The sequence below is a fragment of the Acinetobacter sp. WCHAc010034 genome, assembly GCF_001696615.3.
In the GTDB taxonomy this organism is placed as follows: domain Bacteria; phylum Pseudomonadota; class Gammaproteobacteria; order Pseudomonadales; family Moraxellaceae; genus Acinetobacter.
This window is the reverse complement of the sequence record NZ_CP032279.1, coordinates 1,525,796-1,547,675: the sequence shown is the minus strand read 5'-3', so window position 1 is coordinate 1,547,675 and position 21,880 is coordinate 1,525,796. Positions and strand designations below refer to the sequence as shown.

Below are 21,880 nucleotides of genomic sequence, written 5' to 3'. Positions count from 1 at the left end.
AAATGAATATTTTGATTGTTGGGAACGGGTTTGATTTGTCGCATTATTTGCCGACGAAGTATGATCATTTTATGGTAGCAATGGATGCGATAGAAAATTGGGATGAATCTCAAGGTGATATGAGATTTGATGATCTTTTTGGGAAAGATTATTGGCACAAAAATGATAAAACAGGTGAGGAATGGCAAAACAGTTTTTTTCAACATACAAAAGCAATGTATAAAACTGATGAGATAAAAATATCAGTTGATCAAGTTAAAGAATTGAAAGCACAATTAAAAGAAAATGTTTGGTATCAGTACTTTTCAGATCATGTTAGAGAAGTTAAAACTTGGATTGATTTTGAAAATAAAATTGAGGACGCATTGGATAGTGTTTCTGAATTATTTCAACAGATATCTGACTATTATTTAGGTCATGATGTATTGAGTTGTGAGGTTTCTCCAATAAATTTTAAGAAACAAAAATTCTTCGGAGAGGTTATTTCATTGAGTGAAAGAGTGTGTCAATTATTATGTCTACTTAATTTAATCCATAAGAAAAAAGATAATATAAAAAAAGGAGATTATAGTTTTGATGACGATAATTCTAATTTTTTTACATATTTTATAGTCAATGAAAATGTAAAAAAGTTTACTAATTATGATGTATATGATCAAAATAAGGCACTTGAAAGACTGAATGATGAATTGGCTAGTTTTATTGAGATATTTAATAAGTATATAATTTTAATCGATATAATGGAGTTGGATGTAAAGTTTTGTAAGCTTCCTATTCTGATAGATAAAGTATATTCATTTAATTATACTAATACATTTGGTAGATTTTATGATTTAACTGACAGTCAATTTTTGCATGGAAAGTCTGGTTTAACACAAAATATTGTTTTAGGTATTTCAGATTTAAAAAATGAGTATTTAAAAAAATTAAAGGCCTATGGTTTTACTAAATATCATCAAAAAATTTTCAAAAATACAAATTACAAATTTTTATATGAAAACTTGGCTAAAATTAATGAAATTATAGAAAATATAGAATTTTGGAGTAATTCAACTATTGCAGATACATGGAAAAATTCTGAACAAATATCAAGTGATCAACACACTATACATTTATTAAGAAATGAACTTAAGGAAATAAAAGGATGTATATACATATGGGGGCATTCTTTAGATATTTCTGATGAAAATTACATAAAAGAAATTTTTTCAGTAAACTTTGAAAAACATAAGAATTTTGAAATCGTTATTTATTCTTTTAGCCAGCAAGCATATTTTGATCACTTATGTAATTTGCTTCACATTTTAGGAAAAGAAAAAGTTGAATTATGGATGAAAAAAGGCTGGCTCAAATTTGAGAAAAATCCTGACATTGCTGAAATTAATGGTATAAAACCTGTCGATTTACCTAAAATCATTGCTAAAGCATCCTAAATTTAAAACACTGCAACTTATCTAGCCTAGCGAACAGAGTTGTTTGCTAGGCTATGATTAAATTATTCAAATGATAAGCAGAATAAAATGAAATCCCTTGCTTTTATTCACTTAGAAAATACATGTGTGGCTACAGGTGGCTTTGCGCCATCAATCCCGGCATTTCCCATTAATCAGGAAATGCCATTTCAGCATTTTTATTGCTCAACCGCATCGGCCCGAATATTTAAAATCCGCTGCATTGCCTAAAAGTGCAGGCGGGCATCCGCACCGCAGCTTGAAATGCTGAGCTGGCCCCAGCTTAAGCCATTGCAGAATAACGCATCAAAAATCAGCAACACAATTGCGCCAAACACTGCTAAAATGCACGTACTTAAACCTGCGGGTGTACAGGCTTAAGTGTATTGAACTCACCCAAAACATCTGTATGCCTTTATAAGCGCCCTGTGAATACGGCGTAAAAACTGCGCGAATGCCTCGCGATTTTCTGAAAATTTTAATTATTTTTTACAGTGCTTGTCATTGGGCCGACGCGTCTCTCCCCGAAATTAGACCGTGCCCAATCCTGTACGCAATCATATATGTAGATAACAATGCAAAAGGTACAAACTGCGGTTCTCAGCCGCGCCACGCTGATGTTTCCATTGGCGCTGGTATTATTTGAATTCTCTGTCTATATCGGCAACGATCTGGTCCAGCCCGCCATGCTGGCCATTACCAAAGACTTTGGCGTCAGCAGCGCGTGGGCGCCATCATCCATGTCCTTCTATCTGCTGGGCGGCGCCTGCGTGGCTTGGCTGCTGGGGCCATTGTCAGACCGCCTGGGCCGCAAAAAAGTGCTGCTCGGCGGCGTGGCGTTTTTCACTATCTGCTGCCTGCTGATTTTACTGACCCATAATATTGAAAGCTTTCTGGCCCTGCGTTTTCTGCAGGGCTTTGGGCTGTCGGTGATTTCCGCTGTGGGATATGCGGCCGTTCAGGAAACCTTTGAAGAGCGCGATGCCATTAAAGTCATGGCGCTGATGGCGAATATTTCCCTGCTTGCGCCGCTGCTTGGCCCTGTGCTGGGCGCCTTTTTAATTGACCATGTATCTTGGCATTGGGGCTTTATCGGCATTGCGCTGCTGTCCTTTCTCAGCTGGTTCGGCCTGAAAGCCAAAATGCCGCAGCAGCAGGCCAGCCTGCCGAAGCAGCCTTTCAGCCATATTTTTGATGATTTTAAGCGGGTCTTTAAAAATAAGCGCTTTCTTGGCTTGACCATTGGCTTGCCGATGGTGGCGATGCCGCTGATGCTGTGGATTGCGCTGTCGCCGGTGATGCTGGTGGAAGAGCTGGGCCTGAGCAGCCTGCAGTACGGCTTGGCGCAGTTCCCGGTGCTGGGCGGCCTGATTCTGGGCAATATTGTGCTGATTAAAATCATCGACAAGCTGCCTTTGGGCAAAACTGTGCTGATCGGCCTGCCGCTGATGCTTGCAGGCACCGCGGTTGTCGTCGCCGGCCTGATCTTCCCGCAGTATTTCCTGCACTGCGTTATTTTAGGCATGACGCTGGTCAGTTTTGGCGAAGGCATCAGCTTTTCAGTGCTGTACCGCTTTGCCCTGATGTCCTCTGAGGTGTCGAAAGGCACGGTGGCGGCTTCAGTTTCGGTGCTGATGATGTTCAGCTTTTTCTTTGTGATTGAGCTGGTGCGCGTGCTGTATGAATACTTGCATATTTGGGCGTACGGCGTGTCCTGCTTTGCCTTGATCGCGCTGTGGTTCAGTTTCCCGCGGGCCATGCTGAACAAGGTGCTGCAGCAGCGGAAGGCGGAAGGGCAGTTTTAAGGCCTGTGCAATTGCCCCGGTGATGCGCAAGTGCATTCTTGCTTATTAATAAATCGCTCCTAAGCCGCTTGCTGTCCGATAATTGAAATAAACTATGGGACAGCAATGCTGTGCAAGGAGCGTTTCGAAGGCTTTAAGCCCCGGCTTCCGGCTGCTCTAAATGCTTAATTTTGCGGTCAAAAACAAATGGCCCAAAAGGCAGGATGGAAGCGATTAAACCCAGTATGAAAACTTTCAGCGACCATTTCTGCTTTTCGCATACCGCAAACAGCACCACTAAAAACACAATAAACAATACGCCGTGCCCCATGCCGACATATTTCACTAAAATTGGATTGCCCATCATGTATTTCATCGGCATAGCGATAAACAGCAGAAGCAGGAAAGACATTCCTTCCAGAAATCCGACAGCGCGTAGAGTTTGAATATTCATGGTCACGTATTAAATTAATGAGAATGAATCTTGAGTGTACTGAAGATTGCGCTGAAAATGAACTGAAAGATTGATTATAAAATGATAGGAATCAGATATTAGCAAAGGCTGCTGGGCGGGGCAGGCTATGGCCCGAATGCTCTGCGGCTTAATTTCCTGAAGCAGCGGCTCCGTCCCGGGCTGCCGCAGCCCGGGCAAGGTTTCCGGCAGCAGGCTGATCTGCTTCAGCACCAGCTGCAGATGGCTGGACAGATCTTCCTGCGAGCGTTCAGCATTTTAATTTCCCGCAGCTTATCCGCAGTTCCGCTTGAAAATGGCCTGCCGGATTATTTAATCACCCCGCAGGCAATCCGCTCACCGCCGCCGCCCAGCGGTTTCGGGCTGTCTGAATAGTTGTCGCCGCTGGCATGCACCATAATTGCGAGGTTTTGAATATCCGCCACTTTAAGGCGCGGCGCCAGCATGGCGGCTCTGGCTGTGCCGTCGGCAGCTGCGTTCAGCAGCGGCAAATCGCCCAGATGCCCGGTCAGCGGGTTGCCGTGGTGCGGCGCCTGAGCCGGGTTGTAGTGGCTGCCTGCGGCTAAGGCTGCGCCCATTTTACCGTCTTTTTCAGCCGGCGCGCAGGAGCCTTTTTCATGAATATGGAAGCCGTGCGGGCCGGGCGGCAGATGGCTCAGATCGGCTGTAATAACTAAGCCGGCGGTGCTGTCGCGCAGCGCCACGGTGCCGATTTTCTCGCCGATGCCTTGCGCGCTGACCGCATTGATGGCTACAACCTGCTGGCTGGCTGCAGCCGGAAGCTGCGCTGTGGTGGCGCATCCGGCGGCCAGAACAGCAGTCAGCGCGCCGGCAGCGCTGAGCCTAAACAGCTTAAATAACGGGGACATCATGGCATCCTATCGGTTTTTATAAGTCTGAACCATTGAAGCAGACCCCTAACCGCAATGCCAAGGAAATTCAGTGTTTGATTGTAAAGCCTGCCGCGCCGCTTCAGCGCCGGCCCGGCTTATTTCGGGGCGCCGCCGTCTGGCTCATCCAGATCATGCGCCAAGGTGGCTTTCGGCATCATCAGCGGTTCAATGCTGGCTTCATGCAGCCATTCGCGCCAGATCGCCAGCAGCACCGCCAGAATCACCGGGCCGATAAACAGGCCCACCAGCCCAAAGCTGGCAATGCCGCCGAGCACGCCGAACATGATCAGCAGGAACGGAATCTGCGTTGCGCCGGAAATCACCAAAGGGCGGATCACGTTGTCTGCGGTGCTGACAATGCAGACGCCCCAGGCCATTACGCCAACCGCTTCAATGGTCTGGCCTTGCGAAAACAGCCACAGCGCGACGGAGGTATAGGCGACTGGCGGGCCAAAAGGAATCAGCGCCAGCAGGAAGGTGATAATGGTCAGCACCATCGGGTTCGGCACGCCCGCGACAAAATAGCTGATGCCGGCCAGAATGGCCTGCGCTATTGCCGTCAGGCCGATGCCGTAGACCACCGCGCGGGTGGTGTCTGAAATGGTGGCCAGATAATGATGCACGCGCGGGCCAATCACCATTTCCAGCGCCCTGCTTACCTGGCCTAAAATCATTGGGCCGTCGCGGTAGAAGAAAAACAGCGACATGATGGCAAAGCACAGCTTGAAGATGTTTTTGCTGACTTCATTCAGCAGCACTTTGCCGTAGTTTAAATGGCCCTGAATCCACAGCTGCACCGACTGAATCATGCTGTTCGGGTCATTGTTCAGCTCGCGCAGGGTGCGTGAAACTTCTTTGCCGATAAACGGCAGCTGGCGGATGAATTCCGGCACATTCAGGTGGCCGGAAAAGACCTGCTTTTGCAGTTCATAGTATAAATTGCGCCCTTCGTGCTGCAGCAGGAAAATCGCGAAAATTACCGGCAGGCCGACCACCAGCATCACCAGCAGGATCATCAGCGTGGCGCTCAGGGTCGGGCGGCTGCCGCAAAAGCGCTGCACCGACTGATACAGTGGCCAGGTCATGTAGGCAATAATGGAAGCCCACACCACAGGGACAATAAAGTACTTAAGCACACTGAAGCTCAGGAAGATCAGGGCGAAAAACAGCCCGAACAATAAGACTTTCTGTAAGGTAGGCGCGTACTGTTGCACTGAATTCATGATCACTGGCGAGGGTCGGAAACCCATATTAACTGAAAAACCGGCGCGCGAGAACGCGCGCCCGCCAAGTATTGGGCAATTATTGCCATTGAATGCTTAAACATATGATTTTAAATTAAAACCAATTGCTTGGATCATCAATTACCGCATTCAGCAGCGGCTGCCACTGCGCCTGCATGCTCAAATAGTTTTTCTGGCTTTTATCAAAAATGCTCAGGCCCTGCATCGCCAGCTGGCCGTAGGCTGCGCGCTCGGAAATCCAGACGGCAGGCTCCTGCTCAATTTTATTGAAGAATTCCTGAATGTCCTTGGAGCTGGCGGAGTTCGGCTTGACCCGGTTCGCCAGCAGCAGAATCTGCACCTTGCCTTTGCGGATGCGCTTAATATCCTGCAGATGCTTGAGGAAGCGCCGGGTCGAATCAATATCAAAAAATGAGGGCTGCAGCGGGGTGATAATCGCGTGCGCTTCGCTGATCAGCTGTTCGGCATGCTCGCCAGACAGCGCGCCCGGCGCGTCAATAATCAAATATTCGATGCTTTTCGGGGCGTCGCCAATCGACTTTTCATGGCGCCAGTCCAGGCTTTGGATCGGGGCTGAGCTTTCAGGGCGCTGCTTCAGCCACTGCAAGGCGGATTTCTGATTGTCGGCATCGGCCAGGGCGACTTTATAGCCTTTTTGCGCTAAAGCGGAAGCAAGGCTGATGGCTGTAATGGTTTTTCCGCATCCGCCTTTCTGATTGGCAACTAAGATTGTTTTCATGACCCTATAAATGATTTTATTCTGCTCGCCCCTAGCATATCATTCTTTTCTGCGCTGAATAGCGCGCATGACAAAAGTCGCAGCGCGAATGCAGCTTAAGCTGGATTTTAGATTAGGAAAATAAAATGTCGGTATGGATGGCAATGCTGATCGGCGCCTGCATCGGCGTGGCGCTGGCCACGCTGATTTTAAGCAATACCCGCAATGGGCGCATCCGGGCGGAGTATGAGCAATACATCGCGGAGCTGGAGCTGGAGCATCAGCAGGCGCTGGCGCAGGCGCAGAAGCGCAGCGTCAATACCAGCCGCGCCGTGCTGAAAGGCAAAATGGCCGAGCAGCTGGCGCCGATGCTGCCGGAATTCCAGTACCTGCCCAGCGACGCCAAGTTTTTAGGCGATCCGGTCGATTATATTGTCTTTGACGGCTACACTGACCTGCGTGACGGTGATGGATCTCCTGAAGACATTGAAGTGGTGCTGATTGATATTAAAAGCGGCGGGGCGCGCCTGAGCAAAGGGCAGCAGGCAATCGCCAAAGCCATCGACGCAGGGCGGATCCGCTTTGAAACGGTGCGGATAGACTTTAACGATTAGCGGATGGCGAGCGGGGGAGAGGGCAATGAAGCAGCTGCTTGGCGCATTGGCCGCGCTGGCGGCCATGATCTGGGTGTGGGCGGAATATTTCCGCGAAATCCCGCATCTGGAGCAGGCCGGCGTGGTGAAAAATTTTCAGGTTGAGGAGCAGGCCGATTTTTCCGGCGAGTTCAGGGTGCTGGGCAAGCGCTATTACGGGCCGCCGCGCACAGCTTTATACGCCACTTCGCCTCGGAGCGGAAAATTCAATGATCTCGCCTATGCCAGCAGCATTGACCTGCTGCTGGGGCAGGGGCAGCTGAAGAATCCGTATCTGGCCAAGAAAATTGATTTTGATCAGAAAATGCGCTGCTATCAGTTCACAGCAGAACCCGGCGCCGGACTGACGGATGAGGCCATCCGCGCAGACAGCTTAAGCATCAGCGCGGTTGCCGGCAGTGCGCAGGCCGCGGACCAGCTGCGCAGGCTGAAAGCCGGGAAAACTGTGCGGATTCAGGGCAAATATGCTGCCGTGACGCTGCGCAAATCGCAGCAGCCTTTTATTGTCGGCATGAGCATTCCGCGTCCTAGGCCGAGCTGCGCAATTGTGAAAGTGACTTCCATTCAGGCGCTGAATTAAGGCCGCACCGCGCGCGCCAGCAGCATGCGCTGCGCAATTTTTGGAATACCTTCCGCATCAAAATACCGGCATTCCGCCAGCTCCAGCCCGGCGCCTTTCAGGGCGCGCTCAATATTGCGGTTTAAGTGGCAGCCATCGGCAATACGCTTTTGAACCGGGGTCAGCGCCTGCTGCAGGTACTGAATCTTGCGGCTGTCGCTGTGCAGCACATGTTCAACTAAATGCAGGGCGCCGCCGGGCTTCAGCACGCGGCAAATTTCAGCCAGCGCCTGTTCAAGGCTGGCAATGCTGCACAGCGTCCATGTGCTGACAATATGATCCAGGCTGGCGCTGGCAAAGGGCAGCTTTTCCGCGCTGGCTTGAATATGCTGCACTTCAAAGGGCGCTTCATGCACCCGCTGCGCGGCCAGGCGGTAAATATCGGGGTTCGGTTCCAAGGCATACAGCGTATCGACCTGCTGGTAAAACGGCAGGTTCAGGCCGGTGCCGAAACCGATCTCCAGCACTTCGCCGGCAACCGGCAGCAGCAGCTCGCGGCGCTTGTCCATCAGGCTGGCGGTCTGCATGACCTGATTGAGCAGATGCGGAAAAATGCGCTGCCGGTAAAATTTGTAGATCATTATTGCCCTGTTTCTATTGCGGTTTTCCCCAGCTTAGCCGAAGTTTGGCCTGAGTTTAAGCGCAGGCTTGGCGCGGAATGCGGCATTGTTACCAAGTTGCTAAAGTTTCTTCAGGCTTCTTGCGTAATATAGGCTTACAGTTTAAGCATCAACCCGTGAATTTAAGCTGCATTTCAGCCTGCCGGGCGAAACTGATCAACAGCCTTTGATCAAGGCTGAAGCGCAGGCGGATGCAGGACAACATTAAAGAGGCAAACCGATGATCAAGCGTATTTTATTCAGTGCTGCCGCGGCCATGCTGCTGAATGCAGGAGTGCATGCATCGGCAGACTACAACATCGCCAAAGGCCTGGCGCCGGCTGCGAAAGGGCAGTTGGTTTCGGTGCTGCAGCCTTTCAACGGCGACTTCCGCATTTTGGGCTCAAAAATTTATACCGATGATGAGCAGGCCAAGTTTTCGCCGATTGACTATGCGGTGAGCTGGGGCCTGTTTGCGGAGCCGGAAATCGCCCGCCATATCAGCGTCAATCAATACGACCGCTATTTGAACTGGAAAATGGACAAAGTGCCGGTGCCGGCAAAGCAGGCGATGATGATGGTGTCGAATATGCACATCATTCCTTCCAGTCCGGAAATCGCCAAAAAGATTAAAACCGTCAAGCGTGGCGATTTGGTGCGCCTGAAAGGCGAGCTGGTTGAAATTAAAGATAAGGATCTGGTGTGGACGTCTTCGCTGACCCCCACAGACAGCGGTGACGGCGCCTGCGAAGTGTTCCGCGTCAGCTCAATCCAGTGGATTGAGCGGGTGAAAAGCTGAAGGCAGCATGCGGCGATAGAGTTAAGAACAGAGAAAAGGCTGAAAGAATGAAGATACAAGCGTTTGGGCTGGCGACAATTTTAGGCCTGGGCTTCAGCGGCTGCGCCAGCATGAGCTCAACCATTGACGGCAAAACCCATGTATTCAGCGGCCAGCAGTCCTGTCCGGCCTTGCTGGAAATGGAGCGCGGCCAAACGCTGCAGCTGATGCTGGATGAGAATCCAAGCACAGGCTATGCATGGTCATTGGCGGAAAATCCGCAGCTGTTTAAGGTGGAAGAAACTTATCAGCCTGACCGGCAGCCGTCCGATGCGCCGATAGTAGGCGCGGGCGGAAAGAAAACCTACCACTTTACTGCGCTTCAGGCCGGTGAGGGTGTGCTGCATTTGAAGCATGCGCGGGCTTGGGAAAAGCAGCCGGTTGATGAGTGGGTATGCAGGGTGCGGATTTCTTAAATTGGCATGCTTGCCGCCGGAACGGCACAGCCCCGCTTTGCATTAAGGGTTCAATCTGCTTTGAGCAGGCGCTTTTTACTTTTGACTGAGCCAAAAGCAACAAAAGCCCTGTATTTTTCTGATGCTGCATCCCTGCAGTACAGAAAAACGGCCGGCATCCCTGCCGGCGTCATGTGATTTTATGCAAGCTAATGTTCAATAAATGCATTGTTTAACCGCATGAAGCGCTGCAATTTATTTTGCAGTTAAAGCCTGGCCTGCAAACTGCATGCCATCCCAGCCATTTTGCATAAACTGGCGGATATTCTGATGGTCTGCGCCTTCAGGCGTAGCCAGCACGGCAGCGTAATGTTCGGCAAACAGGCTTAAGGTTTGCGCCTGATCCAGGCCATTTAATTGCGCGAAGGAAAAGACTTTGGCGCTGCCCTGATTTTCATGGGCGCCATTGGCCTGCTGGCCGTTTTGAAATGCGGTGGGCGTATGCGCATAGCGCGCTTCAATGAACGCGATGACATCGGAAAATTCCGCTTCGCCTGCCTGCAGACGGGCTAATAACTGTTGAGCCATAAGATCCTCAATGCATAAAAAATAAATGAAAACTGGGCCAATATAGCAAGTTTCAGCGCCCCGCTTCATTAGAATTTCTATGAATTTATGCGCTATAGTAAATCCGCTGCCTGCGCCCTGCAGGCAATTTTTTTGAAATTTAAATCTCTGGAATCAAGATGAATTGGCTTTTGGTCGCCTTAGGCGGCGCAATTGGAGCAAGCCTGCGCTACAGCGCCAGCATTTGGCTGGTGAAGCCGGGCGGCCTGTTTCCGTGGACAACCTGGTCGGTCAATCTGCTGGGCTGCTTTCTCGCCGGCGCGTTCTTTGCCTTCAGCCAGAAATATCCCGTGCTGCAGCAGGAAGCGCGCCTGCTGTTCATGGTGGGCATTTTAGGAGGATTCACCACATTTTCCAGTTTTGGCCTGGAAACGTTTCAGCTGCTGAAGCAGGGCCACAGCGGTTTGGCCTTCGGCTATGCATTTTCCAGCCTGATTATGGGCGTGGCGGTGCTGGCTGCCGGCTTTTATCTGCTGCAGGCTCTGCTGAAGCATTAATCAGCCGGAACGCACAGGCTGAAAGCATCAGGCAAAAAAAAGAAGCCTAAGCTGGAGGATAGGGGCTTAGGCTTCTGAATAGTTAGACTTTAAAAGTCAAAGCTTAACTGAATATGAACTTATTGTGAGCGTTTGAAACGTGCGAAGCGCTTGTTGAAGCTGGCTACACGGCCTTCGTTGCTGGCCTGGCGCTGTTCGCCGGTGTAGAACGGGTGCGAAGCGCTGGAAATATCCAGGCTTACATAAGGATAAGTCTTGCCTTGATATTCGCGGCTTTGCGCGGTGTTTAAGGTGCTGCCGATGACAAAAAACGCGTCAGCATTGGTGTCATGAAACAGCACTTCACGGTATTCGGGATGGATGTTGGCGCGCATGGTTTTTCTCCGCATCAATGTAAAATAATTAATATAAATGTTATAACATAACAATTAAAAATGCAAATACGGCCATCAAACAGCGCAAAACAAAGCATGCCCAGCCGGAACAGCTGGCCGGGCATTCCGGACCTTAGGCGCTGCGGGGAGGCACCAGCTCCTCAAATACATCGGACAAGTCATCATGCACTTTTAAATGAATCATGTTCCAGTAATGGCCTGAAACGGTGCGGTTGACCATCAGCGTGTCCGGCGAGGGCTTGAAGACATCCCAGTATTTCAATGAGGCTTTCACCAGTTCCACGCCGTCATGGTGCGCGGAGTTTTCGGCAAAATCGTAATGGGTGGTCAGCGGGCGCATCAGCACGTCCAGCCACTGCTGATACAGCCCGGCAGGGAACTTGCCTTTTTCCGCCAGCGCATGCAGGGCATCCAGCTGATCTTCAATTTCAGCCACATTGCGCTCGCGCGAGGCATGAATCAGCTGCTTGAAATGATGCACAATTTCGCTGGACAGGGTTTTCACCCCGCCAAAGTCATAAATAATCACTGTGCCGTCTTCACGGAAAGCGAAGTTGCCGGGATGCGGGTCGCAGTGAAAGCGCTTCAGGTAGAAAATTTCCTGCCCCATGGCGCGGAACAGCCGCCGGCCCAATGCATTGCGCACTTCTAAAGGCCAGGCGCTGGCGGTTTCAATGCTTTCGCCCTGCTCAAAGCTCAGGGTCAGCACATGGCGCGAAGAATATTCGGGAAAGACTTTGGGAATAACAATTTTGCTGTCGAGCTTTTCATGAAAGGCGCGGGCCACTTCTAAATTCTGCGCTTCAACCTGATAGTTCAGCTCATTGTCCAGGCTTTCCTGAATTTCTTTAAACAGGCGTTCCTGCAGCTTGCGGTCGACTTTCAGCACGCCCATCAGGCGCAGCGCCAGGCGCACCTGCTTCAGATCGCTTTCACAGGCTTCATCGACGCCGGGATACTGCACTTTCACCACCACCTGCCGGCCATCCGGCAGCACCGCCTTATGCACCTGACCGATAGAGGCGGCGGCGAAAGGCGTTTCGTCAAAACTTTTAAAAATGCTGAGCAGAGGCTTGCCCAGCGCTTTTTCAACCTGCGCCTTGATTTCCGAGAACGGCATGGCGGGCGCCTGGCGCTGCAGCTTGCTGATGGCTCTGGCCACTTCGGGCGGGAAAATATCTTTGTACTGCGAGGCAATCTGCCCGACTTTCATCACTGCGCCTTTCATTTCGCCCAGTGTGTCGGCAATCTGCAGGCCAATATCCTGAAATAATTTGCTGCGGGAGGCATTTTTCTGCTCTTCATCGGCAGTTAAATTTTTAATTGAATTGGAAACTGTTTTGCTTGCAATGCTTGCGGTCATGCCGGCAAGCTTCATAAAGCGGCGGCCTGGCGTGCTTGCCGTTTTTGCCATGTGATATGCCTCAGGTTCGTTTTTTAAATATGCTTCTGATCATAGGCGCTTATTGCAACACTGCCTACTTTAAAATGTTAAATCTTTGTTTCTATTTGATTCTTTTGCATAAAATCAGTTTTCCGGCCTTATTCTGCCGTTACATTTTTCCCGAACCGGCTTAAGATAAGCTGAAGAGCAGCATTAAAGCGGATTTTTCATGAAAATTTACAGATATTTAACCGGCAAAGATGATGTGAATTTCTGCGCCCGCGTGACCAAGGCCTTGAATGAAGGCTATGAGCTGTATGGCGCGCCGACCATGACCTTTAACGGCGCCGATGTGATTGTTGGGCAGGTGATTACCAAGGAAGCGGCAGATGAGTCGGAAATGCCGGAAGGCCTGAAAAAGGCCATCGGCAATTTGCAGTAGGATCAGTTTTATTCGTTCAGGCAAAGCGCTTTGCCGGCGCCTTTAAAGAAAAAAGCCTTTCAAAAACAGTTTTGAAAGGCTTTTTTCTGGCTTCAGCATCGCGCCGGAGCAGGGCTTAGATGCAGCTGATTCAGGATGCGGCTCCATTGCGCAGGCGCTGATTGTTCATAAACAGCCGCGTCAGCAGCAGGATGCAGGCGACCGTAAGCCCGACAATCAGCCCGACCCAGACGCCGGCAGCGCCCATTGCGGTAAAGCGCGCAAGGTAAATGCCGACCGGGAAAGCGATAATCCAGTAGGCAATCATGGTAATCCACATCGGGCCTTTGGTGTCCTGCATGCCGCGCAGGCAGCCGGCGGCGCTGACCTGCCATGCATCCATCAGCTGGTAGGCAATCGCAAACAGCACCAGATACACAGCCACCACCGCGACATCATAGTCACTGGTATACAGTGCGACAATTTCATAGCGCAGCAGCCAGAGCAGCGTCATGGAAATGAAAGCCAAAACGGTTGCCGTCATCAGCCCGATAAACTGCACTTTGCGCATGGCCGGCAGATTCTTTTCGCCGTAATAGGTGCCGACGCGGATGGTCAGGGCAATCGCCAGGGACATGGGAATCATAAACAGCTGCGAGGTAATGGAAATCGCAATCTGATGGGCCGCTACGGTAATTTCACCCAGCGGGCTGAGGATAATGGCCGCGGTGCTGAAAATGCTGACTTCAAAGAAAATCGCCAGGCCAATCGGCAGGCCGAGCTTTAAGATGCGCTTGACCCAGTAGCCGTCAATTTTTTCAAACACGGCAAAGGGCTGGGTCTTCTGATAGGCGCTGCCTTTAAAGATATAGCTGGCCAAGGCGAAGAACATCAGCCACTGCAGAATCGCCGTGGAGAAGCCGCAGCCGGCGGAACCCAGTTCAGGAATTGGCCCTAAGCCGTACATGAAAACAAAGTTCAGCGGAATCAGCAGCAGCAGGGCAATCAGGCTGATTGCGGTCACAGGGCGCGGAAAACCCAGCGCTTCGGAATAGCCGCGCAGCGCCGCATACATGGTGACGGCCGGCATGCCGAAGCCAATGGCATGCAGGAACAGGCTGGCTTTCGGCAGCAGGGCTTCAGGCACGCCTAAAACCGGCAGCAGCAAGGGCGCAATCTGCAGAATCAGGCAGGCAATGATGCCTAAAATCAATGCAACCCACAGCGACTGGCGCGCAATCACGGCAATTTTTTCAGGCGCGCGCGCGCCGTTGGCTTCGGCCACCAGCGGAGTGGCGGCAATCATGATGCCGCTGAACAGCAGCATGATCGGAATCCACAGTCCGACCCCGACTGCAATGGCGGCCAGGTCATTGGCGGATAAATGCCCGGCCATCACCGTGTCAATCAGGCCGAAGCCGGCTTGGGCAAACTGAGTGACCAGAATTGGCAGCATCAGGTGCAGCAGTTTTTTTATTTCATAACGGTTGGTTGTTGCATACGCAGCATTCTGCACAAAAATACCTATTTCATCCGGTGCTTCGGAAAACGGTTTAGCGCTGTAGGGTGAGAAGCACACCGGTAAAAATCACCACGCCGCCTAAAAGGCGCTGCCAGTTGACCGGCGTTTTTTCAGTGCCCAGCAGGCCGTACTGGTCAACAATCATCGAGGTTACAATCTGTCCAAAAATGATCAGTCCAGATAAAGTCAGAAAGCCCAGTTTCGGCGCCGTATAGATGCTGACGCTGATGGCATAGCCTCCGAGGCATCCGCCCAGCCATAAAAACCAGGGAATTTGCTGGAGCGTATCCAGATTCGGCTTTTCTGCAGGCTGAAAAAACACCATGGCAGCCAGCGCTATTGTACCAACCAAAAAGGATAAAAGGGCGGCTTGCAGCGGCGAATACAGATATTCGCGCAATTGGCTGTTGATTGCGGTCTGAAAAGTCATGGCAATGCCGATGCCCATGGCCAGCGGCATCAGCATCAGGAGCTGAGAACTTATTTTCATTCTGCCTGCGCCTCAATCCGGTCTGATTTTATTGAGTTTAGCGGATTGGCGCGCAGAATGCATAAGCGTCTTGATGCACTCATGTTAAAATGCGCCGGTACTCCTCTTTTTTTATTTTGAGCATCTTCCTTGGCTGAATTAAATCCTGCACTGGTTCCTTTGTCTTTATACATTCACATGCCGTGGTGCGTGCGCAAATGCCCGTACTGTGACTTCAATTCGCATGCCGTTCCAGACGGCAAGCTGTCTTTGGATTTGGAGCGGGAATACCTGCAGGCTTTGGTGGAAGACTTTAAAACCCAGATTGATTTTGCCCAGGGCCGCGCCATTCACAGCGTATTTATCGGCGGCGGCACGCCGTCTTTAATTTCCGCCCAGGGCTATCAATGGCTGTTTGCGCAGCTGAAAGCGCTGATTCCTTTTGACGAAAACTGTGAAATCACCTTGGAAGCCAACCCCGGAACGGTAGAGCATGACCCCTTTGCCGGCTATTTAGAGGCGGGGATTAACCGCTTATCGATAGGCGTGCAGAGCTTCAATACTGAACATCTGAAAAAGCTCGGGCGCATTCATTCCAATACGGACGCAGTGTCCGCCATTCAGCTGGCCAAAGAAGCCGGCTTTGAACGGATCAATGTGGACCTGATGCATGGCTTGCCGGAACAGACTTTGGCGCAGGCGCTGCTGGATTTAAAGCTGGCGGTGGAAAGCGGCGCAACCCATGTGTCATGGTATCAGCTGACCATTGAGCCGAATACGGTGTTCTTCCGCACCCAGCCGGTTTTGCCGCGGGATGAGGTTCTGGAAGACATTCAGGAGCAGGGCGAAGCCTATTTAAAAGCCAGCGGCTTTGTGAATTATGAAGTGTCGGCCTGGCGCAAGGAGCGGCCGTCTGCGCATAACTTAAATTACTGGCAGTTCGGCGATTATTTGGCGATCGGCGCGGGCGCGCACGGCAAAGTCACCCGGCCGGATGGCGTGTACCGCTTTCAGAAAACCCGCCTGCCGAAGGATTATTTAGCCAAAGTGCCGGCAGAGCATCTGCAGCTGAAGCGCATTGATGATGCAGAGCTGCCTTTTGAATTTATGATGAATGCCCTGCGCCTGAATGAAGGCGTGGATGCCGGGCTTTATGCCGAGCGCACCGGCCTGAGCCTGGACAGTCTGGATGAGCTGCTGGCTTCACTGCGCGCGCGCAAATGGATGGCGGCGGATCACAGCCGCTTAGCCTGCACGGAGCAGGGGCATGTGTTTTTAAATTCGGTGCTGGAAGAGTTTCTGTGATGCTGAAGGGCTTTACCTTGAAGCATTTCAGCGGATGAATGCATGCGGCAGGATATTTAAGGAAAAGCCCAGTTCAGAAACTGGGCTTTTTATTTTATTTCAATAAATTTTTCTGCATTGTTAATCTAAGAAGGTAAAAAGTCCGCTTTTAGAGCGCTTATTCTATAAGTTTTCTTAGCGGACAGTTTAATCTGCTGGATAAAGGCCTTAAATACCTATCTCTGTAAGTCTTATTAATTCAGGATAATTCTAGAAATTGCTTAGTCAGATATTTTTGCATATTCTATTTCTAAGTTTGCTTTTTCAACCAAATCTGCAGCAAGGCTGCCTTGAATGGCCGGAGCTAGGATTTTAAAATCATTCACCTGTTTCACAAGATTTCCCCGGCCGCTGACCAATTGATTTTCAGATTTTTGATAGGTTTCCATTGCTTTATCTAAATGTTTTCTAATATCTTTAAAACTATCAAGAAAGACGCGTAATTTTTGAAAGACATCATCCGCTTTGCTGGCTAAGGCCGCGGTATGTTTATTCTGCTCTTCGAACCGCCATAATTGACGCACAATATTCAAGCTGGTTAATAGCGTAGTAGGCGTTGCGACAAGAACATTTTTTTCCAGCGCTTTTTGAAAAATACTTTCATCTGCTTTTAGCGCTTCAACAAAAGCAGATTCTATCGGAATAAACATAAATATAATTTCAGGAGAGTTAATGCCTTTAATCTTATGATACTCCTTAGAAGATAATTCGGTGGTGTTTTAAAAAGTATGCTGACATTAAATGAAGCCATTATTGATGTAAAAGAAGGTTAAGTCGAAGGCTTTAAAATGGTTTTCAAGCTTTTTGGAGAAATTGCAACTTCTTCTAAAACCACGCCTTATTCGATGCCTTATTTTGCAATTATTACCTTCAATTCCTACAGTAAACAACTTACCAATACTTTGCTTGCAGTTTTTAAAAGCAGTGATGAAACTGTCCCAATGATCACTTGCAATTCGGGTGTAGTGAATACCTAATTGTTTAAGCTTTGTCTTCAACCTTTGGACTGTAGCTAAATCTCTCTTACCCCAAACATAAGCAACAATCTCACCTGTTTCTCGATGGTAGGCGTAAATAAGCCATTGTTTATTATTTTTATTTCCAACAAAAGTCCAGAATTCATCTACTTCGAGAGATTCATAATGACTTTGTTTAGGCTGAATTTGATAGGCCGATTCAGTTAAAGTCCGTAAGACTTTACCGATACTAATGCGCTCAACTTCAGCGATATCTCGTATACCGCTGCCTCTGACCATTAACTGTAATATTTTACGAGTAATGCCAGAATTACATCCTAGATAGCTCAGAGCATGGTCACCAATAAACTGACGTTTGCAGTCTTTGCATTGGTAGTTTTGTTTCCCATCTACTTTGATGCCATTTTTCTTTATACTGTCACTGAGGCAGGTTGGACATTTGATTTCTAGAGTTATTTGCATTTCTCTATTTTATCAAAATTCAACCTGCTTTTTTTTAGCATACTTTTTGATACACCACCGATAATTCATTTATTCTGTCTGAAACCGCTTTCACATGCTCGATTAATGCAACTTTTCTGTCATGCTCATTGTCAGAATTAATATATTTAGTATAAGAATTTAATGATACTTTTGAGTCGATAATTAAATGTTTATTTTGCGGGAGATATACAACAACATCAGGTCTAAGCCGGCCATCTTCCATAGTGACAGAAACCTCGCGCTTAAAGTCTGTGCCTAATTGAAGCCCGGATCGTTCCAAAACATTTTCTAAAATTAGCTCGCCCCAATTCCCTTGAGTTTTCTTTTGACCTTTTAATGCCGTTGCTAATTGATGCGCTTCTAAGGTGATTTTTTGGTTCAGCTCTTTTAACTGCGCAAGCTCTTGGCGCAGTTCTCCTTGTTGCTTCGTTTCTCTATGATGAATATCCTGCACTTCTTTCTTAAAGTTATCTATGGACTGCTGGAATGGATTAATAACTGCTGAGATGCCAACTTTACTCGTTTCTTGTAATGAAATAGTCTTGGCATCTAAAATGTCATTTGCCAATGCTTTAAACTGATTGCTCAGTTCCATTTTTTGTTTATCAAAATTAGCTATTTGTTCTGAAAAATTCTTTTCCCTTTCTTCTAATGATGTTTTGAGCTTAGAGAAATTATTAGACAAATCTAAATACTGTTGAGATTTTTCATCCAAATGCTCTTTTTGAGTTTTAAGCTGGATTTTTAATTCATTATGCTGAGTTAATAAATCTTGATGCTTTTCATAATGCTGTGTATTTAAGCTTTCCAGCTGTTTATTATGAGATTTTTTTATTTCTTCAAACGCAGCGTTTAAACCGCTAAATTCTTGTTCATTTTTATTTTTAAGATTTTCTATTGCTAATTTTTCATTAGAAACTCGCTGCAGTTCATTATTTAAATTAACTAGAGATTTATCCCTTTCATTCAGTTCAGTTGTAATTCTTTGCTGATTAATATCTTTCTGATGCTGCTGCGCCTGAATATCTTCAAATTTCTGTTTTAGTGAAGATATCTCAGCAGCCTTTTCTGTTATATTTTTTTCAAAGCTTTCAACTTTTACTTGGAGTGTGACGGTCTCTTTGCTAAGCACAGCCTTAGCAATAAAGAATCCTAAAGCTAAACAAATTAAACCAATAATAATTAAGATGATAATTTCCATTCTAATTGCCCTCTATTCAAGTTTATTATTCATACATAATAGGTAGAAAATTTATGAATTAGCAATCTTGATTTGATCGAGATATGAAGGTTTTTTTATTATGTTTCAGCATGATTTTTTATGTGCCTTGCCCGTGGCAGCATGCGCCTAAAGCCGAAGCCGGCGCAAATCTTCCCTGCCTGCAGGAAGCCTTGGATTCAAGCCGTTAATCAGGCATTTGCGTCACTTGCCCAATTCACGGCATCAGGCCAAGCAAGAAGCTGAATTTGATATTCAGCTTTTTGCATTATGCGCAGCGCGGAAGCGCCCGCTGCAGGGAAGATTACCGTTTGCTAAATCTTAATTATTGATTTTTTTAAATTAATTAACTATAAAATACTGGATGGCGAATAACTAAACTGATTTCAGCAGGCTGAGAGAAAACTATAATGGAAATTATCAGGCATCTTCGGAATGGCTCATTCATATTTTTTGGCATTATTTCAAGCGCATCCGCCCATTCTCCGCCTCAGGCCGACGCTGCAGCCAATGCGCCTCAGGCGCCGGATGAAGTGCTGTTTCAGAATGTCCGGGTATTTGACGGTAAATCTTCAAGCATCAGCGCTCCGGTCAATGTGCTGGTCCGCGGCAATACAATTCAGGAAATTTCAGCCAGCCCGATCCGGACGGCCACGGGCGCGCAGATTATTCACGGCCGGCAAAAAGTGCTGATGCCGGGCCTGATTGACGCGCACTGGCATGCAATGATGGCTGCGCTGCCTCCGGCGCGGATGATGACGGCGGAAGTCGCAGACCTGAATTTCATCGCCGCGCAGGAAGCGAACAATACGCTGATGCGCGGCTTTACCAGCGTCCGCGATTTAGGCGGGCCGGTTTTTGCATTAAAGCGGGCGATTGACGCCAATATGGTGAATGGCCCAAGAATCTGGCCTTCCGGCTCAATCATTTCTCAGACCGGCGGCCATGCAGATTTCCGCATGACCTACGATATTCCGTCTTCGGGCAATGCCGCGCTGAGCCGCGGCGAAGCCATTGGCGGGGGAATTGTCGCTGACGGAACCAATGAAGTGCTGAAGCGGACGCGGGAACAGCTGATGCTCGGCGCTTCGCAGATTAAGCTGGCGGCGGGCGGGGGCGTATCCTCGCATTATGACCCGATTGATGTCGCGCAGTATACGGAAGATGAATTCCGCGCCGCGGTCAGCGCGGCGGACAACTGGGGAACCTATGTTGCGGTGCATGCATATACGCCGAAATCCATACAGACGGCTTTAAAGGGCGGGGTGAAAGTCATTGAGCACGGCCAGCTGCTGGATGAAGACACCGCTAAAATGATGGCAAAAAAAGGCGCATGGCTGAGTTCGCAGGCGTTTATTGATAATGAATATGCCAACCCGCAAGCTGGAGAAAACCGGGCAAAGCAGAAGCAGGTTCAGGCCGGAACAGATGAATCGTTCAAATGGGCCAGCAAATACAAGCTGAAAGTCGCATGGGGCACCGATATTCTGTTCAACCCGAAAATGACCAGGAATCAGGGCGCGCTTCTGACCACGATGACGCGCTGGTACAGCCCGGCAGAAGTCCTGAAAATGGCCACATCTTCAAATGCCGAACTGCTCAGCCTTTCTGGAGAAAGGAGCCCTTATAAAGGCAAGCTCGGCGTGATTGAGCAAGGCGCGCTTGCAGATATGCTGCTGGTTGACGGCGACCCCATCGCGGATATTCAGCTGATTGCGAACCCGTCGAAAAATCTGCTGGTGATTATGAAGGATGGGCTGATTTATAAAAATCTGGCTGAATAGCCCGGCAGCCGCTGCCGGCGGGAGAAAGCTCCGCGCCTGCAGCCGGCGGATATTTTAAAAAGCCGGCGCGCAGGGGACTGCAATCCTGTAAAATTAAGCAAAAATTTCCCTTCAGGAATCCAATGCAGCGAAATATTTCAATTGATCTGCTGAAACTGCTGCTGGCGGTATCTGTCGTATTCTTGCATACGCATATTTTCTATGACTTTTCAGCGCTGCTGGGGCACAGCCTGGTTCAGGGCGTATTCCGCCTCGCGGTTCCGGTCTTCCTGGTCATCACCGGATACTATTTTTTCTATATCGATACGCTGGAAAAATTCAAGCGCTGGCTGACGCGGATTTTCATTCTCTATGCGGTCTGGATGGTATTTTACCTGCCGGTCTGGTGGGCTGCGGACGCAGCCTATAAGTTTTCGGTGATCTATAACGGCTATTTTGTGCTCTGGTACATCATCGGCGTGCTGCTGGGCGGCTCCCTGCTTTATCTGCTGAGGAATATTGGTGAAAAAAAGCTCTTCGCCACTGTGGCTGTTTTATTTGCCCTCGGCACGCTGATTCAGCAGATCGGAAATCTGCATCTGCTGGACGGCTATCTGGACTGGAAATTCAACAGCTATACCACGCACCGCAATTTTCTGCTGGTCAGCTTTCCATTTTTGACGCTGGGCTTTTTATTAAACAAGCTGGACGGCGCTGTTTTCAGACATATGGAAATAAAGCTGCGCCATGTCGGCCTGCTGATCGGCCTTGTGCTTGCTGAATCCCTGCTGAATTATTTTTTTGTCAGCAAAACCGAAAGCCTGGATCAAATGTTTTCGCTGTTTTTCGCGGCCCCTGTCATTTTCTGGTACGCCTTGAACCGGAAAATCATCGGAGAAAGCAAAAATATTGCGAGCCTGTCTACGGCGATATTTTTAATTCATCCCTTGTTTATTCATCATCTGAAGCATTATTTCCCGGGCCAGCAGACATTACTCAGCATTGCGGTTCTGCTGTGCTCTATTTTCGCCGGGCTGCTTCTGGTGCAGCTGAATAAAAAAGTGAAGTATCTGCTGTAAAAAAGAGCGCCGGAGCGCTCTTTTTCTGACTTAG

At 48.8% G+C, this 21,880-nt stretch carries 24 protein-coding genes; 11 read left to right on the top strand and 13 right to left on the bottom strand.

Annotated features, from left to right (window positions below; translation table 11 throughout):
- The first annotated feature begins 2 nt into the window (after positions 1 to 2).
- Together BEN74_RS09060 and BEN74_RS09055 are read left to right on the top strand one after the other, a co-directional pair.
- Complete coding sequence (locus BEN74_RS09060; RefSeq protein WP_068912792.1) at positions 3 to 1,433, top strand: AbiH family protein; 1,431 nt, start codon at positions 3 to 5, stop codon at positions 1,431 to 1,433.
- Positions 1,434 to 2,026: 593 nt separating this feature from the next.
- Positions 2,027 to 3,256: an MFS transporter gene (locus tag BEN74_RS09055; RefSeq protein ID WP_068912789.1), complete on the top strand. Its 1,230-nt coding sequence runs from the start codon at positions 2,027 to 2,029 to the stop codon at positions 3,254 to 3,256.
- A gap of 133 nt (positions 3,257 to 3,389) precedes the next feature.
- On the opposite strand, the gene BEN74_RS09050 is transcribed toward BEN74_RS09055, so the two are convergent.
- The 4 genes from BEN74_RS09050 to BEN74_RS09030 form a co-directional block, all read right to left on the bottom strand.
- On the bottom strand, positions 3,390 to 3,689 hold the full coding sequence (locus BEN74_RS09050; RefSeq protein ID WP_068912787.1) for a DUF3817 domain-containing protein: 300 nt from the start codon (positions 3,687 to 3,689) through the stop codon (positions 3,390 to 3,392).
- A 326-nt stretch (positions 3,690 to 4,015) separates the two neighbouring features.
- On the bottom strand, positions 4,016 to 4,576 hold the full coding sequence (gene sodC, locus BEN74_RS09040) for a superoxide dismutase family protein (RefSeq protein WP_068912996.1): 561 nt from the start codon (positions 4,574 to 4,576) through the stop codon (positions 4,016 to 4,018).
- 119 nt (positions 4,577 to 4,695) lie between these two features.
- On the bottom strand, positions 4,696 to 5,814 hold the full coding sequence (locus BEN74_RS09035; protein WP_162898219.1) for an AI-2E family transporter: 1,119 nt from the start codon (positions 5,812 to 5,814) through the stop codon (positions 4,696 to 4,698).
- A 124-nt stretch (positions 5,815 to 5,938) separates the two neighbouring features.
- The gene (locus tag BEN74_RS09030) at positions 5,939 to 6,583 is read right to left on the bottom strand and encodes a ParA family protein (RefSeq protein WP_068912780.1); all 645 of its coding nucleotides are present in this window, start codon (positions 6,581 to 6,583) and stop codon (positions 5,939 to 5,941) included.
- 125 nt (positions 6,584 to 6,708) lie between these two features.
- Between BEN74_RS09030 and BEN74_RS09025 the strand changes: the two genes are divergently transcribed.
- A complete protein-coding gene (locus BEN74_RS09025; protein WP_068912777.1) occupies positions 6,709 to 7,176 on the top strand; it encodes a Holliday junction resolvase-like protein in 468 nt (155 codons plus the stop codon).
- A 25-nt stretch (positions 7,177 to 7,201) separates the two neighbouring features.
- Positions 7,202 to 7,795 (top strand): hypothetical protein, encoded by a 594-nt coding sequence (locus BEN74_RS09020; protein ID WP_068912775.1) that lies wholly within the window; start codon positions 7,202 to 7,204, stop codon positions 7,793 to 7,795.
- Here BEN74_RS09020 and BEN74_RS09015 read toward each other — a convergent pair.
- Positions 7,792 to 8,415 carry a class I SAM-dependent methyltransferase gene (locus tag BEN74_RS09015; RefSeq protein WP_068912772.1) on the bottom strand — a complete coding sequence of 208 codons (624 nt, stop codon included), beginning with the start codon at positions 8,413 to 8,415 and terminating at the stop codon, positions 7,792 to 7,794. The genes BEN74_RS09020 and BEN74_RS09015 overlap by 4 nt on opposite strands.
- Before the next feature lie 295 nt (positions 8,416 to 8,710).
- On the opposite strand from BEN74_RS09015, the gene BEN74_RS09010 reads away from it, so the two are divergent.
- Positions 8,711 to 9,232, top strand: coding sequence for a hypothetical protein (locus BEN74_RS09010; protein ID WP_416240775.1), 522 nt, complete (start codon positions 8,711 to 8,713; stop codon positions 9,230 to 9,232).
- Positions 9,233 to 9,279: 47 nt separating this feature from the next.
- Positions 9,280 to 9,687 (top strand): protease inhibitor I42 family protein, encoded by a 408-nt coding sequence (locus BEN74_RS09005; protein ID WP_068912767.1) that lies wholly within the window; start codon positions 9,280 to 9,282, stop codon positions 9,685 to 9,687.
- A 234-nt stretch (positions 9,688 to 9,921) separates the two neighbouring features.
- On the opposite strand, the gene BEN74_RS09000 is transcribed toward BEN74_RS09005, so the two are convergent.
- Complete coding sequence (locus BEN74_RS09000; protein ID WP_068912994.1) at positions 9,922 to 10,254, bottom strand: HopJ type III effector protein; 333 nt, start codon at positions 10,252 to 10,254, stop codon at positions 9,922 to 9,924.
- A 158-nt stretch (positions 10,255 to 10,412) separates the two neighbouring features.
- Between BEN74_RS09000 and crcB the strand changes: the two genes are divergently transcribed.
- The gene (gene crcB / locus BEN74_RS08995) at positions 10,413 to 10,790 is read left to right on the top strand and encodes a fluoride efflux transporter CrcB (protein WP_068912765.1); all 378 of its coding nucleotides are present in this window, start codon (positions 10,413 to 10,415) and stop codon (positions 10,788 to 10,790) included.
- 119 nt (positions 10,791 to 10,909) lie between these two features.
- On the opposite strand, the gene BEN74_RS08990 is transcribed toward crcB, so the two are convergent.
- Positions 10,910 to 11,164 (bottom strand): type B 50S ribosomal protein L31, encoded by a 255-nt coding sequence (locus tag BEN74_RS08990; RefSeq protein WP_068912762.1) that lies wholly within the window; start codon positions 11,162 to 11,164, stop codon positions 10,910 to 10,912.
- 133 nt (positions 11,165 to 11,297) lie between these two features.
- On the bottom strand, positions 11,298 to 12,599 hold the full coding sequence (locus BEN74_RS08985; protein WP_068912760.1) for an ABC1 kinase family protein: 1,302 nt from the start codon (positions 12,597 to 12,599) through the stop codon (positions 11,298 to 11,300).
- Positions 12,600 to 12,798: 199 nt separating this feature from the next.
- On the opposite strand from BEN74_RS08985, the gene BEN74_RS08980 reads away from it, so the two are divergent.
- Complete coding sequence (locus BEN74_RS08980; RefSeq protein WP_068912758.1) at positions 12,799 to 13,011, top strand: DUF1737 domain-containing protein; 213 nt, start codon at positions 12,799 to 12,801, stop codon at positions 13,009 to 13,011.
- A 130-nt stretch (positions 13,012 to 13,141) separates the two neighbouring features.
- On the opposite strand, the gene BEN74_RS08975 is transcribed toward BEN74_RS08980, so the two are convergent.
- Entirely contained in the window at positions 13,142 to 14,446 is a 1,305-nt protein-coding gene (locus tag BEN74_RS08975; RefSeq protein WP_086374296.1) for an MATE family efflux transporter, read from the bottom strand.
- A 97-nt stretch (positions 14,447 to 14,543) separates the two neighbouring features.
- A complete protein-coding gene (locus BEN74_RS08970) occupies positions 14,544 to 15,002 on the bottom strand; it encodes a DMT family transporter (RefSeq protein WP_068912754.1) in 459 nt (152 codons plus the stop codon).
- Between the two features lie 129 nt (positions 15,003 to 15,131).
- Between BEN74_RS08970 and hemW the strand changes: the two genes are divergently transcribed.
- Positions 15,132 to 16,286, top strand: a complete 1,155-nt coding sequence (hemW, locus tag BEN74_RS08965) for a radical SAM family heme chaperone HemW (RefSeq protein WP_068912751.1) — start codon at positions 15,132 to 15,134, stop codon at positions 16,284 to 16,286.
- Between the two features lie 260 nt (positions 16,287 to 16,546).
- Here the strand turns inward: hemW and rmuC (BEN74_RS08960) are convergent, their stop codons facing one another.
- The 3 genes from rmuC (BEN74_RS08960) to rmuC (BEN74_RS08950) form a co-directional block, all read right to left on the bottom strand.
- Complete coding sequence (gene rmuC, locus BEN74_RS08960; protein ID WP_265936593.1) at positions 16,547 to 16,981, bottom strand: DNA recombination protein RmuC; 435 nt, start codon at positions 16,979 to 16,981, stop codon at positions 16,547 to 16,549.
- An 81-nt stretch (positions 16,982 to 17,062) separates the two neighbouring features.
- Positions 17,063 to 17,764 (bottom strand): IS1 family transposase, encoded by a 702-nt coding sequence (locus tag BEN74_RS08955; protein WP_005005861.1) that lies wholly within the window; start codon positions 17,762 to 17,764, stop codon positions 17,063 to 17,065.
- A 34-nt stretch (positions 17,765 to 17,798) separates the two neighbouring features.
- On the bottom strand, positions 17,799 to 18,986 hold the full coding sequence (gene rmuC / locus BEN74_RS08950) for a DNA recombination protein RmuC (protein WP_068909254.1): 1,188 nt from the start codon (positions 18,984 to 18,986) through the stop codon (positions 17,799 to 17,801).
- Between the two features lie 428 nt (positions 18,987 to 19,414).
- Between rmuC (BEN74_RS08950) and BEN74_RS08945 the strand changes: the two genes are divergently transcribed.
- Positions 19,415 to 20,788 (top strand): metal-dependent hydrolase family protein, encoded by a 1,374-nt coding sequence (locus BEN74_RS08945; protein WP_068909252.1) that lies wholly within the window; start codon positions 19,415 to 19,417, stop codon positions 20,786 to 20,788.
- A 122-nt stretch (positions 20,789 to 20,910) separates the two neighbouring features.
- Positions 20,911 to 21,846 carry an acyltransferase family protein gene (locus BEN74_RS08940; protein ID WP_068909250.1) on the top strand — a complete coding sequence of 312 codons (936 nt, stop codon included), beginning with the start codon at positions 20,911 to 20,913 and terminating at the stop codon, positions 21,844 to 21,846.
- The last annotated feature ends 34 nt before the right edge of the window (positions 21,847 to 21,880 follow it).